The 15,998-nt window shown below is 57.1% G+C and carries 16 protein-coding genes; 9 read left to right on the forward strand and 7 right to left on the reverse strand.

Annotated features, from left to right (window positions below):
- Positions 1–131: 131 nt before the first annotated feature.
- Positions 132–764, reverse strand: coding sequence for a TetR family transcriptional regulator (locus ACA063_RS02685; RefSeq protein ID WP_497664688.1), 633 nt, complete (start codon positions 762–764; stop codon positions 132–134).
- Positions 765–933: 169 nt separating this feature from the next.
- Positions 934–1,446, reverse strand: coding sequence for a hypothetical protein (locus tag ACA063_RS02690; protein ID WP_162437075.1), 513 nt, complete (start codon positions 1,444–1,446; stop codon positions 934–936).
- Between the two features lie 389 nt (positions 1,447–1,835).
- On the opposite strand from ACA063_RS02690, the gene ACA063_RS02695 reads away from it, so the two are divergent.
- Positions 1,836–3,905, forward strand: coding sequence for an AsmA family protein (locus ACA063_RS02695; protein WP_497664689.1), 2,070 nt, complete (start codon positions 1,836–1,838; stop codon positions 3,903–3,905).
- Between the two features lie 849 nt (positions 3,906–4,754).
- On the opposite strand, the gene ACA063_RS02700 is transcribed toward ACA063_RS02695, so the two are convergent.
- The 3 genes from ACA063_RS02700 to ACA063_RS02710 form a co-directional block, all read right to left on the reverse strand.
- Positions 4,755–5,525, reverse strand: coding sequence for a hypothetical protein (locus tag ACA063_RS02700; RefSeq protein ID WP_497664690.1), 771 nt, complete (start codon positions 5,523–5,525; stop codon positions 4,755–4,757).
- Positions 5,526–5,692: 167 nt separating this feature from the next.
- Positions 5,693–6,223 carry a ferritin-like domain-containing protein gene (locus tag ACA063_RS02705; RefSeq protein ID WP_497664691.1) on the reverse strand — a complete coding sequence of 177 codons (531 nt, stop codon included), beginning with the start codon at positions 6,221–6,223 and terminating at the stop codon, positions 5,693–5,695.
- A 91-nt stretch (positions 6,224–6,314) separates the two neighbouring features.
- Positions 6,315–7,259, reverse strand: a complete 945-nt coding sequence (locus tag ACA063_RS02710; protein ID WP_497664692.1) for a LysR substrate-binding domain-containing protein — start codon at positions 7,257–7,259, stop codon at positions 6,315–6,317.
- A 121-nt stretch (positions 7,260–7,380) separates the two neighbouring features.
- On the opposite strand from ACA063_RS02710, the gene ACA063_RS02715 reads away from it, so the two are divergent.
- The 3 genes from ACA063_RS02715 to ACA063_RS02725 all read left to right on the forward strand — a co-directional run bounded on the left by ACA063_RS02715 (position 7,381) and on the right by ACA063_RS02725 (position 9,323).
- Positions 7,381–8,019 (forward strand): FMN-dependent NADH-azoreductase, encoded by a 639-nt coding sequence (locus ACA063_RS02715; protein ID WP_497664693.1) that lies wholly within the window; start codon positions 7,381–7,383, stop codon positions 8,017–8,019.
- A complete protein-coding gene (locus ACA063_RS02720; RefSeq protein ID WP_497664694.1) occupies positions 8,020–8,325 on the forward strand; it encodes a DMT family transporter in 306 nt (101 codons plus the stop codon).
- Between the two features lie 107 nt (positions 8,326–8,432).
- Positions 8,433–9,323 carry an esterase/lipase family protein gene (locus ACA063_RS02725; RefSeq protein ID WP_497664695.1) on the forward strand — a complete coding sequence of 297 codons (891 nt, stop codon included), beginning with the start codon at positions 8,433–8,435 and terminating at the stop codon, positions 9,321–9,323.
- Positions 9,324–9,449: 126 nt separating this feature from the next.
- Here the strand turns inward: ACA063_RS02725 and ACA063_RS02730 are convergent, their stop codons facing one another.
- Positions 9,450–10,337: a DMT family transporter gene (locus ACA063_RS02730; protein ID WP_497664696.1), complete on the reverse strand. Its 888-nt coding sequence runs from the start codon at positions 10,335–10,337 to the stop codon at positions 9,450–9,452.
- Positions 10,338–10,433: 96 nt separating this feature from the next.
- On the opposite strand from ACA063_RS02730, the gene ACA063_RS02735 reads away from it, so the two are divergent.
- The 3 genes from ACA063_RS02735 to ACA063_RS02745 all read left to right on the forward strand — a co-directional run bounded on the left by ACA063_RS02735 (position 10,434) and on the right by ACA063_RS02745 (position 12,865).
- Positions 10,434–11,228, forward strand: a complete 795-nt coding sequence (locus ACA063_RS02735; protein WP_497664697.1) for an AraC family transcriptional regulator — start codon at positions 10,434–10,436, stop codon at positions 11,226–11,228.
- 64 nt (positions 11,229–11,292) lie between these two features.
- Positions 11,293–11,601: a PsiF family protein gene (locus ACA063_RS02740; protein ID WP_497664698.1), complete on the forward strand. Its 309-nt coding sequence runs from the start codon at positions 11,293–11,295 to the stop codon at positions 11,599–11,601.
- 250 nt (positions 11,602–11,851) lie between these two features.
- The gene (locus ACA063_RS02745; protein WP_497664699.1) at positions 11,852–12,865 is read left to right on the forward strand and encodes an AI-2E family transporter; all 1,014 of its coding nucleotides are present in this window, start codon (positions 11,852–11,854) and stop codon (positions 12,863–12,865) included.
- 124 nt (positions 12,866–12,989) lie between these two features.
- Here the strand turns inward: ACA063_RS02745 and ACA063_RS02750 are convergent, their stop codons facing one another.
- Positions 12,990–14,264, reverse strand: a complete 1,275-nt coding sequence (locus ACA063_RS02750) for an Hsp70 family protein (RefSeq protein WP_490146201.1) — start codon at positions 14,262–14,264, stop codon at positions 12,990–12,992.
- A 194-nt stretch (positions 14,265–14,458) separates the two neighbouring features.
- Here ACA063_RS02750 and ACA063_RS02755 point away from each other — a divergent pair, with 194 nt between their 5' ends.
- Positions 14,459–15,406: a DnaJ C-terminal domain-containing protein gene (locus ACA063_RS02755; RefSeq protein WP_497664700.1), complete on the forward strand. Its 948-nt coding sequence runs from the start codon at positions 14,459–14,461 to the stop codon at positions 15,404–15,406.
- A gap of 23 nt (positions 15,407–15,429) precedes the next feature.
- On the forward strand, positions 15,430–15,735 hold the full coding sequence (locus ACA063_RS02760; RefSeq protein WP_477795656.1) for a chaperone modulator CbpM: 306 nt from the start codon (positions 15,430–15,432) through the stop codon (positions 15,733–15,735).
- Positions 15,736–15,998 lie beyond the last annotated feature (263 nt).

The raw sequence follows: 15,998 nt of genomic DNA on the forward strand, positions 1-15,998 counted from the left end.
GCTTGCCAATCGGACGATGCGTAGGAAATGCCTGACAGATCTTGGCTGGTGACTCGGTCTGTGGCGAAAATGTGACTGAAATTGGTGCATATCAAAAGCGCATGCACCAATTTGCAACGCTCAAAAAAAGGTCACTCGGTGCTGCCGAGTCCTTGCCAATGTTTGAGCCCGATAAAGATGAAGCGCAGCTGCTGGGTGATCTTCGCCTGTGGCGTAAGGTGCTCCGGCAACGCTTCGGCCGGTGGATCGATGATGTCTGGCAGGGTTGCAAAAACACTTTTCACGATCAGATCCGCCACGACGCTCAGTCCGGCAATGTCCAGGTGTTGCAGTTTGGGCATTAAGGACAGATCGGACGCCAGGTCGGAGCTGATGTCTTCGCGCAAACGACCGATGGCCTGGCGCACTTGCAGTGAACCACCGTACTGCTCGCGGGCGAGAAAAAGAAATTGCGATCGATTGGCCGCGACGACATCGAGAAAGATCCGCACAGAGGCGTCAATGATGCCGCCCATGACGAACTCGTTGTGCCGCACAAGGCGAATGGTTTCGCGGAAGGTCTGGCCGACTTCACTCACCAGCACCAGGCCGAGCTCATCCATATCAGCGAAATGCCGGTAGAAACCGGTGGGGACGATCCCGGCGGTTTTCGTCACTTCACGCAGGCTCAGGCTGCCGAATCCTCGGCCGCTTTCCATCAAATGGCGGGCAGCGTCCATCAAGGCGTTGCGGGTCTGTTGTTTCTGTTCGGCGCGGGGCAGCATCGCAAGGAGATTTCTGGATAAGGGCAGCGACGCACTCTAGCAAATAGGCTTTGCCGGCGTCGAACGACTATCGGGATTATGCGCGCAGGGGTAGCGTCTATAAGGTCAAAGGCTGAAAAGTCAAAAGCCCAATCCGGGGATTGGGCTTTTTTTCAAGGCCGCCATGGGCTTAGCTCAAGGCACTGTTGCGTTCGATTACACGGTCACCACCACCTTCAGCCAGGGTTTGGCCTTGTGGAGTGCGATCGGAGCCGTCAGCAGCCAGGGTCTGACCTTGTGGGGTGCGATCGGAGCCGTCAGCAGCCAGGGTTTGGCCTTGTGGAGTGCGATCGGAACCGTCAGCCGCCAGGGTTTGGCCTTGTGGGGTGCGGTCGGAACCGTCAGCCGCCAGGGTTTGGCCTTGTGGGGTGCGATCGGAGCCGTCAGCAGCCAGGGTCTGACCTTGTGGAGTGCGGTCCGAGCCATCCTGGGTGATCAGGCCTTTTTCTTTCAGGCGATCGTTACCGCCTTCGGCGAGTGTCTGGCCCTGTGGAGTGCGGTCGGAACCATCAGCAGCGACGGTTTGGCTGAACACCGAGCGGCTGTCTTTGACTTGCGGAGTGGCTTGGTCAGCAGCTGGCAGAGCGAAAGCGGTGCTGGCCAGCATGGAAAGGGTAAGGCTAAGCAGTAATTGGCGTTTCATGATGGGTTGCTCCTTGGGAGGGCGATAAAGTGGGTACGAGGTCAATGCTACTCTCGATAAGTCGATATAAAAGTTCATAAACGCAATGGTAATAATCAACGGAATTGATTGTTCCCTGCGATGGCTCTAAACCGGGCGTTTCCGGCGGACGTTTTTGCACTGGTGTGGGTATTTTCGACTCACTCGTGCCACGCAAAAGTGCGGGGGCGGTAACGCCTATCGAGGGGGGCAGTGTGTGGAGGGACGATTATTTGAGTATTAATCGGCATTTCGGTTAAACCTGAGCGCCGTTTCCCAGTCCTAGATGTCATGGTCGGCCCGTTCTGGCCTACCGTATTCATATGTGCGTCGCAGTCAGGGCGCTCAGTCGTATAAAGGAGCCCTGTGCAATGACGCGCACTCGTAAAGTAATGGCCTGGACCTTCGCCAGCCTCGTTCTTCTGCTGGCAGTGCTGGTGTTGATCATCGTGTTCTTCGATTGGAACCGGATCAAACCGCCGCTCAATGCCAAAGTCTCCGAAGAGCTGCACCGTCCCTTTGCCATCAACGGCAACCTGGCCGTGGTCTGGCAACGCGAACCCGAGGAGGGAGGATGGCGCGCCTGGGTACCTTGGCCGCACGTGGTTGCGGAAGATCTGAGCCTGGGCAATCCCGAGTGGTCGAAAAAGCCACAAATGGTCACCCTCAAACGGGTCGAGCTGCGCATCTCGCCGTTGGCCCTGCTGGCGCAGCGTGTTGTGATTCCACGCATTGACCTCACCGAACCGAATGCCGATCTGCAACGACTGGCCGATGGCCGCGCCAACTGGACGTTCAAGTTCGACCCCAAGGATCCAGACGCTGAGCCGTCGAGCTGGGTGGTGGATATTGGCGCGATTGGCTTCGATAAAGGCCACGTGACCCTCGACGACCAAACCCTGAAAACGCAGCTTGATGTGTTGATCGATCCGTTGGGCAAGCCGATTCCATTCAGCGATATCGTCGGCGACAAAGCCGCGAAAAACGCGCAGGAGAAGGGCGCCTCGCCACAGGATTACGCCTTCGCGATCAAGACCAAAGGCCAGTATCACGGTCAGAAGCTCACCGGCGAAGGCAAGATTGGCGGTTTGCTGGCGTTACAGGACGCGAATCGACCTTTCCCGCTTCAGGCCCAAGTGCAGATTGCCGACACCCGTGTCGAGTTGGCGGGCACCCTGACCGATCCGCTAAACCTGGGTGCGCTGGACCTGCGCCTGAAACTGGCCGGTGCCAGTCTGGGTAACCTGTATCCGCTGACAGGCGTGACCCTGCCGGACACCCCGCCCTATGCCACCGACGGTCATTTGATCGCCAAGCTGCATGAGCCGGGTGGCGCAGTATTCCGCTATGAAAAATTCAACGGCAAGATCGGCGAGAGCGACATTCATGGGAGCCTGGCCTACGTCGCCAGTCAGCCGCGGCCAAAACTCAGCGGTGCTCTGGTGTCCAACCAGTTGCTGTTTGCCGACCTGGCGCCGCTGATTGGCGCTGACTCCAATACAAAGCAAAAGGCCCGGGGTGGCGAAAGCAAGCAGCCGGCGGACAAGGTGTTGCCGGTCGAGGAGTTCAAGACCGAGCGCTGGCGCGACATGGACGCCGATGTTGAATTCACCGGCAAGCGCATCGTCCACAGTGAGAAGCTGCCGTTCAATGACCTTTATACCCACCTCGTGCTGACCGATGGAGTTCTGAGCCTTGAACCTCTGCGTTTCGGCGTAGCCGGCGGCACGCTCGATGCGCAGATCCGCCTGAATGGTCACACCGAACCGCTGGAAGGCCGGGCTAAATTGACCGCGCGTGGCTTCAAGCTCAAGCAGCTGTTCCCGACTTTCGAACCGATGAAAACCAGCTTCGGTGAGCTCAACGGCGATGCCGACATCACCGGACGTGGCAACTCGGTGGCGAAGTTGCTGGCCACCTCCAATGGCAACCTTAAGATGCTGATCAATGACGGCGCCATCAGCCGCGAGTTGATGGAATTGGCCGGGCTTAATGTGGGCAACTATGTGGTCGGCAAGATATTTGGCGACAAGGAAGTGAAGATAAATTGCGCGGCCGCTGATTTCGATATCAAGACTGGCCTGGCAACCACCCGCCTGTTCGTTTTCGATACCGAGAACGCGATTATCTACATCGATGGAACGGCGAACATGGCAACCGAGCAACTGGACCTGACCATCACACCGGAATCAAAAGGCTGGCGCCTGATTTCGTTGCGCTCGCCGCTGTACGTCCGGGGCAAGTTCATCAAGCCGGATGCGGGGGTGAAGGCTGTACCGTTGCTGTTGCGCGGGGCTGGAATGGTTGCGTTGGGTGTCATCGCTGCGCCGGCGGCCGGGTTGCTGGCGTTGGTGGCGCCTAGCGGAGGTGAGCCGAATCAGTGCGCGCCATTGCTGGAGCAGATGAAGGCGGGCAAGGCGCCAAAGACGGTGAAAGGGTAGTCACTGGCGGGACAGTCGACTGACAGCTCTCGAATGGAGCATCCGAGAGCTGTTGTTCGCAGATAAAAAATTTCAGTTTGGGGCTGTCGTGGCTTATACATGAAGTAACTGTGTCTCGATTTTGCTACCCAGTTTTTTAATGATGCCCTCTCTAAGCTCGCTGTATTTTGGTTCCGACAATTGACAGGTGAGCAGTCTTACGTTGGCTTTGTCGTCCTTGATAGGGTGTATGACCGACGAGGTCAGAATTCGCATATCCATGGCACAGGTGGATTCGAACGACACTTGCACCGTTAACATGCTTTTGTTCAGGCGGACGATTGTGAGTAGAGTCGACGTTGAATGGTGCGTTGGAAGGGTTTGTTTACTAGTAGCTAAGCTATTCGAATTGAGTCTGTCTAGAATGGCTTTGATAGCCGGTGAACCGTCAGAAGCGCTTTTCAGCTTTCGAAACGCTGTCGCGAGTGCTTGTTGTTCAAGTGTTAATAAGGAGTTCTCGGTGCTTTGCTTTAAAAGTTCTAAGAGGTTGGTTGTCTCGAACTCTGATCGGAGAACTTCCCGGCTTTTAATGGTCCATTTTAATCCGCTCAAGGTGTTTGTATAGTGCGACCACAATAATTCGCGGTCATTGCTTTTCAGTTGGGCGAACAGTTTGCTGTAGAGGTCAGAGTGTAGAATGTCATTTATTATTTCGGGGGCGTGCGTGCCAAGGATGATTGTTATGTTTCCACCTGAAATGTAAATGTCGAACGGTAGGGGTTCATAAGGAAGCTCCAGATCTATTAAGTATGAAGATCGCAGTTGAAATCGGCAATGACCTTGCCGATTTCAATGTGTCTTTAATGGCTATCAAAAATCCAGGTCTGGAAGTTGATCAATGTATTTTTTAGAGTTGGCGGCGTATTTTCTGTAAAGGCTGTCACTGATGAGCGAAAAAGTTTTAAGGTTCAAATAGGCACGTGCTGCGCCTGTTTTTATGGTGGTCGACTGTTTTGTGGATTTCCAGAAAAGAATGCCGCGGCTGCTCTCTCGGGCATCCAGGGAGATGCAGTTGAGTATCATATTGGGTGAGCCGGCCTGATCTAGCCAGACTGGAGCGATATCGAACTTGGCTTGCTTGCCAAGTTTTCTTTGGGTGTCGAAAATTTCAATCGATTGCGGTCTTTTTTGTATGGCCTCTACCGCTGTTTTTGCTACATGTGCTAGCACCGGAGCAGCGGTTGCGCCTACCAGTTCTCGTGTCACCATCAGGGAGACCATGTCCATGGTAAGTCCAACTTGTTTAATGGTCGTTTCTTGCATGTTTTTGTTCTGAAAGACCCAGCCAAGATTGAACAAGCCGTCGACATAGAATTTGTACCACTCAAATAATTGATCATCTTCAGGGAATTTTTTCGTGGCAGCATTTTGCATGATCAGTTTGCATAAATCGACGTCGTCAATGACGTTTTGCGGCACGCCGGGTAAGTACGCATCTATTGTGCTGGGCATCACGGTTGCGGTTGGTTTGTTTGCGTCATGTTGGATTGCAGGGCTATCTGCGGACATGAACGGGCGTAGCGTTTCTGCCGGGAGAGTTGGCAGCGTGTCGATAAATTCTAGTCGTTGTTCTAAAAACATATGGATTTCCTCTTTGCAATTTTAATTTATACAGCCACTGGGGTGTGGTTCTATAGTTAAGTATGCTTGGGGGGAAATCTATAGTGTATGTGTGACGCCAAGTGTGATTGTTAGTGTTCGGTGAAAAGCCTTATCGCGCAGCCGGCGCGATAAGGCAGTCAACGTGCTTATAAGTCTTTCAATATGTCGGCCATATCATCAGCATGCTCCTCTTCCTGAGCCAATATATCTTCGAAGATGCGCCGCGTCGTCGGGTCTTTTTCGCCAATGTATTGAATGATCTCGCGATAACTGTCGATGGCAATACGCTCGGCCACCAGGTCTTCATAAACCATTTCTTTTAATGAGTTACCCGCCACATATTGAGCATGGGAGTTTTTCGACAGCGTGTCAGGGTTGAACTCCGGCTCTCCGCCCAATTGCACGATGCGTTCGGCGAGTCTGTCGGCGTGTTGTCCTTCCTGCTTGGCGTGTTCAAGGAACTCTTCAGCCGCCACATGGGCTTTGAGGCCGTTGGCCATGAAGTAGTGGCGCTTGTAGCGCAACACGCAGACCAGTTCTGTGGCCAGCGATTCGTTGAGCAAGCGCAGCACTTCCTCAATATCGGCGCTGTAGCTTTCGGTCACTGCGCCATTCTCGACGTTTTGACGGGCCCGTGCTCGAAGGGTGGTTACATCAGACAAATGCATGTCACTCATCTCGTTCTCCTGGAGGCTAATCCGGTTGGCGTCACGCCTCTGAGGACGCGATCGCTACTTAAGGTGTGAGTGATGGGGGCTGCGAAAAGTTTTATGTAATTTGCCGTTCTTCGTCGCGAGCTGACGAAGCCTGCGATCTTGGTACCAAACCGGACAGACGTGCCTCCTCCTGCAGCCATGCAAAAAACGCCCGAACCGGGGGATGACGCTCGCGACCCGGTACGCACAGGGCGCTATAACCTGCGCCCTCGACCTGAATGTCGCTCCGATACCCCACCAGTAATCCGCTGGCCACGCTTTGCGACACGAGAATATTGCTTGCCAGCACCAGACCTTGACCGGCAATGGCGGCTTGCAAGGCGTAATGCTCCTCGTCGTACTCGCGCACCGCTGGTTGCCCCTTTAACCAGGATTCCCCGGACTGCGCACACCAGGCCTCCCAGCCATGGGCATAAAGTTTTGAGTTATGCCATCGCACGCTGATCAGCGTTGGCACTCGACCGCGGGCTAACGCGACTTGCTCGGGCGAGCCATAAACGCCGAAGGCCTCATCAAAAAGGCACAGGCCAAACAGATTGGGATAGTCATCGAGGCTATAGCGCAACACCAGATCGACGCTCGCGTCCTGATGCAAGTCGATCACCTCGCAATGGGTATCGAGTCGCACGCTGATGTCGGGATGGCGCGCATAGAAGCGGCCCAGACGCGGCACCAGCCACAAGGCGGCGAAGGCTGCAGTGGTGGAAATCGTCAGGCTCGCGCCACTGCGTTGCGGGCGCAATGTGTCGACGCTTTGCGCCACGTCCAGAAACGCGTCGTGCAGGGTGCGGAACAATCGTTCACCTCCTTCGGTCAGGCGAACCTGTCGCGGCAATCGCTCGAACAACGACACGCCAAGCCAGCTTTCCAGGGCGCGGATCTGATGGGAAATCGCCGTTGGTGTGACGGCCAGTTCTTCTGCCGCTGCCTTGAAGCTCAGCAGGCGGGAAGCCGATTCAAAGGCGCGCAGGGCGGTGAGTGGCAGTGAGGCAAACATTCAATACTCCATGGATGAAATGAATTCATCCAGAGTGACTTTTACTCATTTGATGAGGATGGCCCAGCGCTACACGCTATTAGCCACAGACAATATGAGTTTAGTCATAAAGGAGATTCAGATGAGTGAAATTCTTGTGGTGCATGCGAGTCCACGTGGCGAGCGGTCACATTCCCGGCGCTTGGCCGAGGTGTTTGTAACGGCTTGGCAAGCAGCCAATCCTGGGGCGCGTCTGACACGACGCGAAGTCGGCCGGGCACTTATCCCGCCGGTAAACGAGGCGTTTGTGGCTGCCGCGTTTTACCCCGAGCCGGATGCTCGTCCATTAGCGATGCAAGCTGACCTCGCGTTCAGTGACGAACTGGTTCGCGAATTGCTCGGCCATGACGTGCTGCTGATTTCCACGCCCATGCATAACTTCAGCGTGCCGAGTGGGCTCAAGGCCTGGATCGACCAGATTGTCAGGCTCGGGCTGACGTTCAATCACACCCTTGATAATGGCGTGGCGCAATACGAGCCGCTGGTACGGGGCAAGAAAGCCCTGATTGTGACCACGCGCGGTGGTTTTGGATTCGGGCCGGGGGGCGAACTGGAAGCCTTGAATCATGCCGATACTCTGCTGCGCACTGCACTGGGCTTTATCGGCATCAATGATGTCACCGTGGTCGACGCTGAGGGGGAAGAGTCTGCCGAACGCACCTTCCAGATCTCTGCTGCCGTGGCCGAACAGCGTTTGCTGGCGCTGGTCAGGGAGTTCTAGATGGCCTGGCTGTATTTGCTGATCGCTGCCGGGTTCGAAGTCACTTTTGCCATGGGCATGAAGTACGCTGACGGCTTCACCCGGCTTTGGCCCTCACTCATCACCGTGATCGCCGCGGTGGCCGGGATTTACTTCCTGACATTGGCCATGCGTGAGCTGCCGGTCAGCATCGCCTATCCGATCTGGACTGCCATCGGTTCGCTGGGCACGGTATTTCTAGGATTTGCGCTGCTCGGCGAGAGTCTTACGGCAATCAAGTTGGTCTCGGTCGCACTGATCGTTGCGGGTGTGGTGGGGTTGAAGTAGGCGGATGTCATAGACTCGTCGTCGAGTTGTCATGTTCCGGGGCAATGCTTGGCTGATGTCTTGCATCCCGCCTTGTTACCCCTCACCGCCCACAAGGAAGTTCGCCCATGTCGCAAGGTTCCGCCACGCGCTATCCGCTGGTGCTGGTCCCGGGAATGCTCGGATTTGTCCGTTTGCTGCTTTATCCGTACTGGTACGGGATCATTTCGGCATTGCGCCGGGGTGGTGCAACGGTGTTTGCGGTGCAGGTTTCACCCCTCAATTCCAGCGAGGTGCGCGGTGAGCAGTTGCTCGCGCGGATAGAGGAAATCCTGCGCGAAACCGGGGCCGGGAAAGTCAATCTGATCGGCCACAGCCAAGGTTCGCTGACGGCCCGGTATGCTGCCGCCATGCGTCCGGATCGGGTAGCTTCGGTGACCTCTGTGGCCGGGCCGAATCACGGTTCGGAACTGGCGGATTACCTGGAAAAACACTACCCGGCGGACAGCGCCAAGGGACGCCTTCTCAGCGTTTTGCTGCGCTTGATCGGCGCGTTGATGAGCTTGCTGGAAACCGGTTATCGCGGGCCCAGGTTGCCAGTGGATATCCCGGCCTCGCATCAATCCCTCACCACGCAAGGGGTGGCGCTTTTTAATCAACGTTATCCACAGGGATTGCCGGCCACCTGGGGCGGGCAGGGGCCGGAAGAAGTGAATGGGGTGCGCTATTACTCGTGGTCCGGGACCTTGCAGCCGGGCAAGACTGATCGTGGACGAAACCTGTTTGACGGGACAAATCGCAGCTGCCGGTTATTTGCCAGGACCTTTGTTCGGGAAGTCGGGCATTGCGACGGGATGGTCGGGCGCTACAGTTCGCATTTGGGGACGGTGATCGGCGATGAGTATCCGCTGGATCACTTCGACATCGTCAATCAGTCGCTGGGGCTGGTGGGGAAGGGGGCTGAGCCGATTCGTTTGTTTATGGAGCATGCGGCGCGGTTGAAAGCGGCCGGGGTTTAGTGTCAGACCGCGACATCGTTCATCGCGAGCAGGCTCACTCCTACAGGTATTCACCCATTTAATGCCAGGCAAAATCCATTGTGGGAGTGAGCCTGGTCTGGGCGGCATTCCGACGATGGCGTCAGGTCAGGCAATGCTTTGTTTACGGCCCAAAACAGTGGTCCAGCGCTCCGACAGAATCACCCCACCCAGCGTCAACACCCCGCCCACCAAGTGATACATCGCCAGCTGCTCATGCAACACCACCGCCGCAATCAACGCGGTGATCAACGGCAGCAGATTGAAAAACAGCGTGGTCCGGCTCGGGCCGAGACGCACAATTGCCTGCATCCACGCCAGGGGTGCCACCATCGAAGCGAGCAGGCAGGCATACAGCACCAGCGGGATGTTTTGCAGGGTCGGGCCGACCTTTGGCGAAGCGATGAACAGCGGAAACAACACGATCACCGCCACCAGTACCTGCAAGTACAACAACACCAGCGGCGGCAGGCGCAGCTGCCATTTTTTCAGCAGCGTGCTGTAGATCGCATAGGCCAGGGTGGCGATCAACATCATCGCATCGCCCAGGTTCACGCCGTGTTCCAGCAATGCCGCCAGGCTACCGGACGACACCACCACCAGCACGCCGGCAAATGACAGCACGGCGCCGGTCAATGCACCCGCCGTCAGGCGCTGGCCGAGGCTGGCAATTGCCATGGCGAGAGACATCAAGGGCATCAGCGACAGGATGATGCCCATGTTGGTGGCCGAGGTCAGGGTCGCGGCGAAGTACGCCAGGCTCTGATAAACCGCCATGCCGAGCACACCGAGGATAAAAATCTTGCCCAGATTGGGACGGATCAGCGGCCAATGGGCGATCACCGGTTTGAGCATAAAGGGCGTGAAGAGCAAGCCCGCCAGCAGCCAGCGATAGAAACCGATCTCCGCAGGAAAGATCGCGCCAACGGCGAGCTTGTTGATCACGGTGTTGCCGGCCCAGATAAAAATGGCAAGCAGGGGATAAGCGTATTGCATCAGGAACAACCAGAACGTTAATGAGGGACAATTATCGTCTGTCTGGATGAAAGCTTATACTTCGATCCAGACAACCTGCCCTTGATGACGGACAGCATGACCAGTAAACACATCGACTTGCTGGATTTCAGCGAACTGCCGTCCCCGGTCTACTTCCGGTATGCCGACTTCGACACGCACGAATATGCCGCGCCTCATCGTCATCCGTGGGGCACGCTCGAGTATTCGGCCAATGGCGTGTTGCACATGGAAATCGGCAGCAGCCGATTCATGTCACCCCCGCAGTATGCGGTGTGGGTGCCGCCGCACATCGAACACAGCTTCTACAGCAATCAACCGGTCAACTACCGTGCGGTCTGCCTTGCGCCTTCGTTGTGCCTCGACCTGCCCCAGCAGGCTTGCACGCTGGCGATCAGCGACATTCTCAAGGCGATCCTCAAGGACTTCGCCGAGAGGGACGTGAAGATTCCCGAAAACGCGGCGGACCAGCGCCTGGCCCAGGTGCTGGTCGATCAACTGCAACTGGCGCCGATTCATGAGTGCTATTTGCCCTACGCCAGCAGTGCCGGGCTGCTCGCGATTCTTGAAGCGTTGCAGGCCGAGCCTGGGGATAATCGCCCGCTGTCAGCCTGGGCTGCGCTAATCCATGTCAGCGAGCGCACGTTGGCGCGGCAGTTCGTGCGTGAGTTGGGCATGAGTTTCGGGGAGTGGCGGCAGCGCCTGCGCTTCCTCTCGGCGATCGAAGCACTGGACAGCCATCGCAGCATCCAGGACGTCGCGTTCGATATGGGTTACAGCACCGGTTCTGCGTTTATCGCGATGTTTCAACGGCAGGCGGGGTGCACGCCGGAGCAGTATCGGCGTAGCCATCTTGATAGCAGGAAGGTGTAACAGGCGTTGTCTACACTCCTGAACAAGGCCGTGTCCCTCGGTGCGGCGACCAGGAGAAAACTCCATGAAGATGTTGCGTGTCCCTTTGCTGATGATCGGTTTGCTGCTCTGCTCTCAAGGCTTCGCGGCCACGGCCCAACAGAACAAGATGACCACCTGTAACGCCGACGCAACGGCAAAAAGCCTCAAGGGCGATGAGCGCAAGACATTCATGAGCACCTGCCTGAAGGCGGCGCCGGCGGCAAACGATGACGCGAAGGCACTGACCCCGCAGCAAGAGAAAATGAAAACCTGTAATGCGACAGCCGCCACCCAGGCGCTCAAGGGCGATGCGCGTAAAGCGTTCATGAGTGATTGCTTGAAGAAAAAATAAAGATCTGGCTGGAGGGTGTGGGGGCTTTAAAGGCCTCATCGTCGGAACGCCGCCCGGAGCAGGCTCGCTCCCACATTTGATCGGTGTTTGCAGGACTATCTGTGGGAGCGGGCTTGCCCGCGAAGGGGCCGACAAGGGCACTACAAATCTTTCGGGCCCCCCGACCAAGGTCGCCCCACACATTCCCTAGTGCTGCCATCCGAACGCTGGCAGACTGCCCATCCTTTTACGCCGTTCGTTTTGAGGCTGTATGCCAACGTTTTCTCAACGCCATGTCTTGCTGCTTATCAGTTGGGTCATCATTTTTGGTGGTTTGCTGTTGGTGATTCCTCTGCGGTTGCTGCCGAGCCTGCTGGCCGGATTGCTGGTGTTCGAACTGGTCAACATGCTCACCCCGCAGCTGCAACGTCTGATCGAAGGCCGGCGAGCGCGCTGGCTGGCGGTAGCCTTGCTGGGCACCTTGGTGGTGAGCGTGCTGGCGCTGATTTTCGCCGGGGCGATCAGTTTCCTGCTGCACGAAGCGGAGAATCCCGGCGCCTCCCTCGACAAATTCATGCATGTGGTCGACCGGGCGCGTGGGCAATTGCCGCCGTTCATCGACGCCTACCTGCCGGCCAGTGCCGCCGAATTCCGGGTCGCCATTGGCGAGTGGATGAGCAAGCACCTTAGCGACCTGCAGCTCGTCGGCAAAGACGCGGCGCACATGTTCGTGACGTTGCTCATCGGCATGGTGCTGGGCGCGATCATCGCGTTGCAGCGTGTGCCGGACGTGACCAAACGCAAACCACTGGCCGCCGCACTGTTCGATCGTCTGCACCTGCTGGTCCAGGCATTTCGCAACATCGTGTTTGCCCAGATCAAGATTTCCCTGCTCAACACGTTCTTTACCGGGATTTTCCTGGCGGTGATCCTGCCGATGTTTGGCATCAAGTTACCGCTGACCAAGACCCTGATCGTGCTGACCTTCCTGCTTGGCTTGTTGCCGGTGATCGGCAACCTGATGTCGAACACGCTGATCACCATCGTCGGCTTGTCGCTGTCGATCTGGGTCGCCGTGGCGGCGCTGGGTTATTTGATTTTTATCCACAAGCTCGAATACTTCCTGAATGCGCGCATCGTCGGCGGGCAGATCAGTGCCAAGTCGTGGGAGTTGCTGCTGGCAATGCTGGTGTTCGAGGCCGCGTTCGGCCTGCCGGGGGTGGTGGCGGGGCCGATTTACTACGCGTATCTGAAGAGCGAGTTGAAGCAGGTTGGGATGGTTTGATCGGGCAGATGTGTTGCCTGATCTGACGCCATCGCTAGCAGGCTAGCTCCCACACTGGTTTGTGAACTCCCCAGATCCAATGTGGGAGCTAGCCTGCTAGCGATGGGGGCACCCTGGTTTCAGATCAGTCCATCGTGCCGTAGCGCTTGCTGGCCTCAATTGCCAGCCCGCTACCGATGCTGCCAAAGATATTCCCTTCCACATGCCGTGCATTCGGCAACATGTCGGAAACGCTGTTACGCAATGCCGGAATCCCGCTCGAACCACCGGTAAAGAACACCGTGTCCACCTGATCAACCCGCACGTTCGCGTCGTTCAGCATCTTGGTCACGCTGTTGCGCACACGCTCCAGCAACGCCTCGATGGCGGACTCGAACAGCGCCCGACTCAACTCCACGCTCAACCCCGGCTCGATACGGTCCAGCGGAACATGGCGGCTGTCGGCGTGGGTGAGCTGGATCTTGGTTTCTTCCACTTCCATGGCCAGCCAGTGACCGGCGCGCTGATCGATCAGCTTGAACAGACGGTCGATGCCACCGGTGTCCTCGATGTCGTAACGCATGCTGCCCAGGGCCAGGGTCGACTTCTGCGAGTACACCGAGTTGATGGTGTGCCAGGTCGCCAGGTTCATGTGGTGGCTGGTGGGCATGTACGCACCACTCTTCATGCGGCTGCCGTAGCCGAACAGCGGCATCAGGCCTTGCAGGCTCAGCTGCTTGTCGAAATCAGTACCGCCGATGTGCACGCCGCCGGTGGCGAGGATGTCATCGTGACGGTTGTCATTGGCCCGGCGATCCGGCGACAGGCGCACCAGCGAGAAGTCGGACGTACCACCGCCAATGTCGACGATCAGTACCAGCTCTTCCTTTTCGATGGTCGACTCATAGTCGAACGCCGCGGCAATCGGTTCGTACTGGAACGACACATCCTTGAAGCCGATGGCGCGGGCCACGTCCACCAGGGTGTTTTCCGCTTCCTGGTCAGCCATTTCATCGTCATCGACGAAGAACACCGGACGACCCAGCACCACTTCTTCGAACTCACGACCGGCGGCAGCTTCGGCGCGTTTCTTCAACTGGCCGATAAACAGCCCGAGCAGGTCCTTGAAAGGCATCGCGGTGCCGAGGACACTGGTGTCGTGCTTGATCAGCTTGGAGCCCAGCAGGCTCTTGAGCGAGCGCATCAGGCGGCCTTCGTAGCCTTCCAGGTACTCGTGCAGCGCCAGGCGGCCGTATACCGGGCGGCGCTCTTCCATATTGAAGAACACCACCGACGGCAGGGTGATCTTGTCATCCTCCAGCGCGATCAGCGTTTCCATGCCGGGGCGAATCCAGCCGACGGTGGAGTTGGACGTGCCAAAGTCGATACCACAGGCACGAGCTGGAGATGCGTTTTTCATGTCTTTCGAGTTCCGGTTAAAAAACGGCCGCGCAGTGTATGCCAGTGCAGCACAGATTCGAAGGCCGACTATCCGCTAAATCTCGGCTAATAGCGTCTTGAAAGACTATCCTTCGCCCCAAACTTGTCTGCATTGGGCCTGGCAGCGCATGCTGCAGGTGGCTGAACGATTTGATAACGGATGGTGATCCTTAGATGGACTTCAAAGACTATTACAAGATTCTCGGTGTGGAGCCGACGGCGGACGATAAGGCGATCAAAGCCGCCTATCGCAAGCTGGCGCGCAAATACCACCCGGACGTCAGCAAGGAAAAGGACGCCGAGGAAAAGTTCAAGGACGCCTCGGAAGCCTATGAAGCGCTGAAAAGTGCCGACAAGCGCGCCGAATACGACGACTTGCGCAAATACGGCCAGCACGGCCAACCGTTCCAGGGCCCGCCAGGTTGGCAGGGGCGTGGTGCGGGCGGTTTCGGTGGTGGTCAGGACACGGGCGATTTTTCGGACTTTTTCAGTTCGATCTTCGGCAACCGTGGTCCTGGTTTTGGGGGTGGACAGTCGGGCCGCAGCGCCGGACGTCGAGGGCAAGACGTGGAAATGGAATTACCGGTTTTTCTGGAAGAAACCCTCTCGAACGAATCGAAGAAGGTCACCTTCCAGGTGCCGCAGTACAACGCTGCCGGCCAGCATGTCAGCAATACCAGTAAAAGCCTGAACGTGAAAATCCCGGCCGGCGTGACCGACGGCGAGCGCATCCGCCTCAAGGGCCAAGGAGCTCCGGGTGTGGGTGGCGGCGCCAATGGCGACCTGTACCTGATCATTCGTTTTGCACCGCACCCGAAATACGATGTTGAAGGCGAGAACCTGATCATCACGTTGCCATTGGCACCGTGGGAGCTGGCGCTGGGTACTGAAGTGGCGGTACCGACCCTGACCGGCAAGATCAATCTCAAGGTCCCGGCCGGCAGCCAGAACGGCCAGCGCATGCGCGCCAAGGGTCATGGCCTGATGAACAAGGCCGGCGAGCGCGGCTACCTGTTCGTGCAGCTCAAGGCCGTGATGCCGAAAACGGCAAGCGATGAGGTCAAGGCGTTGTGGCAGGAACTGGCAGAGAAAGCCGCGTTCAACCCTAGAGAAAACTTCTGAATCCAGAATCGGAGTAGCCCGTCATGAGCACACCCCTGATCGTTCACCTGGACCTGGCCGAATTCTGTGAGGCGACCGATTTGTCGGACGTCTACGTGATCGAAATCGTCGAACACGGCATCCTCGAACCTCAGGGCAAGCAGCCCAAGGACTGGCGTTTCAATGATTACGAGCTCGCGCTGGCCAAGCGTGCCGCCAAGCTGCGGCACGACCTGGAACTGGAATGGGAAGGTGTGGCCCTGGCGCTGGACCTGCTTGAAGAGGTCCAGCAGCTAAGGGCGGAGAACCGGATGTTGAAGCAGCGGTTGGGGCGGTTGGTGGTGGAGTAATCGCTCATTGGCACTCTGATCTGTTTCTACGGTTTTTTTACCGGGGTAGCTAAATCTTGTTGTCTTCCCAGAATGATTTGTTACCTGCCGTCCTGTCCAATTACAGCTGTTGGTTGGGGGATCAAGATGACTCGTTCCACCTATACGCATTCAATCCGCCGCCCCCAATTGGACTCCAACTGTAGTCATAGGAGCGCATCAGTGCGCCCAGATTAGCGCCGCTGGTAAAAGGGGGGACTATCAGATCTGTAAGTCCTGGCGGA

It is taken from the genome of Pseudomonas sp. LBUM1643, assembly GCF_059716215.1.

Bases quoted from the DNA above. Each gene is read 5' to 3' on its own strand.
- ACA063_RS02705 (WP_497664691.1), bottom strand. From the start codon at position 6,223: ATGAGTGACATGCATTTGTCTGATGTAACCACCCTTCGAGCACGGGCC.
- ACA063_RS02740 (WP_497664698.1), top strand. From the start codon at position 11,293: ATGAAGATGTTGCGTGTCCCTTTGCTGATGATCGGTTTGCTGCTCTGC.
- ACA063_RS02735 (WP_497664697.1), top strand. From the start codon at position 10,434: ATGACCAGTAAACACATCGACTTGCTGGATTTCAGCGAACTGCCGTCC.
- ACA063_RS02685 (WP_497664688.1), bottom strand. From the start codon at position 764: ATGCTGCCCCGCGCCGAACAGAAACAACAGACCCGCAACGCCTTGATG.
- ACA063_RS02730 (WP_497664696.1), bottom strand. From the start codon at position 10,337: ATGCAATACGCTTATCCCCTGCTTGCCATTTTTATCTGGGCCGGCAAC.
- ACA063_RS02700 (WP_497664690.1), bottom strand. From the start codon at position 5,525: ATGTTTTTAGAACAACGACTAGAATTTATCGACACGCTGCCAACTCTC.
- ACA063_RS02760 (WP_477795656.1), top strand. From the start codon at position 15,430: ATGAGCACACCCCTGATCGTTCACCTGGACCTGGCCGAATTCTGTGAG.
- ACA063_RS02690 (WP_162437075.1), bottom strand. From the start codon at position 1,446: ATGAAACGCCAATTACTGCTTAGCCTTACCCTTTCCATGCTGGCCAGC.
- ACA063_RS02720 (WP_497664694.1), top strand. From the start codon at position 8,020: ATGGCCTGGCTGTATTTGCTGATCGCTGCCGGGTTCGAAGTCACTTTT.
- ACA063_RS02725 (WP_497664695.1), top strand. From the start codon at position 8,433: ATGTCGCAAGGTTCCGCCACGCGCTATCCGCTGGTGCTGGTCCCGGGA.
- ACA063_RS02695 (WP_497664689.1), top strand. From the start codon at position 1,836: ATGACGCGCACTCGTAAAGTAATGGCCTGGACCTTCGCCAGCCTCGTT.
- ACA063_RS02755 (WP_497664700.1), top strand. From the start codon at position 14,459: ATGGACTTCAAAGACTATTACAAGATTCTCGGTGTGGAGCCGACGGCG.
- ACA063_RS02750 (WP_490146201.1), bottom strand. From the start codon at position 14,264: ATGAAAAACGCATCTCCAGCTCGTGCCTGTGGTATCGACTTTGGCACG.
- ACA063_RS02715 (WP_497664693.1), top strand. From the start codon at position 7,381: ATGAGTGAAATTCTTGTGGTGCATGCGAGTCCACGTGGCGAGCGGTCA.
- ACA063_RS02710 (WP_497664692.1), bottom strand. From the start codon at position 7,259: ATGTTTGCCTCACTGCCACTCACCGCCCTGCGCGCCTTTGAATCGGCT.
- ACA063_RS02745 (WP_497664699.1), top strand. From the start codon at position 11,852: ATGCCAACGTTTTCTCAACGCCATGTCTTGCTGCTTATCAGTTGGGTC.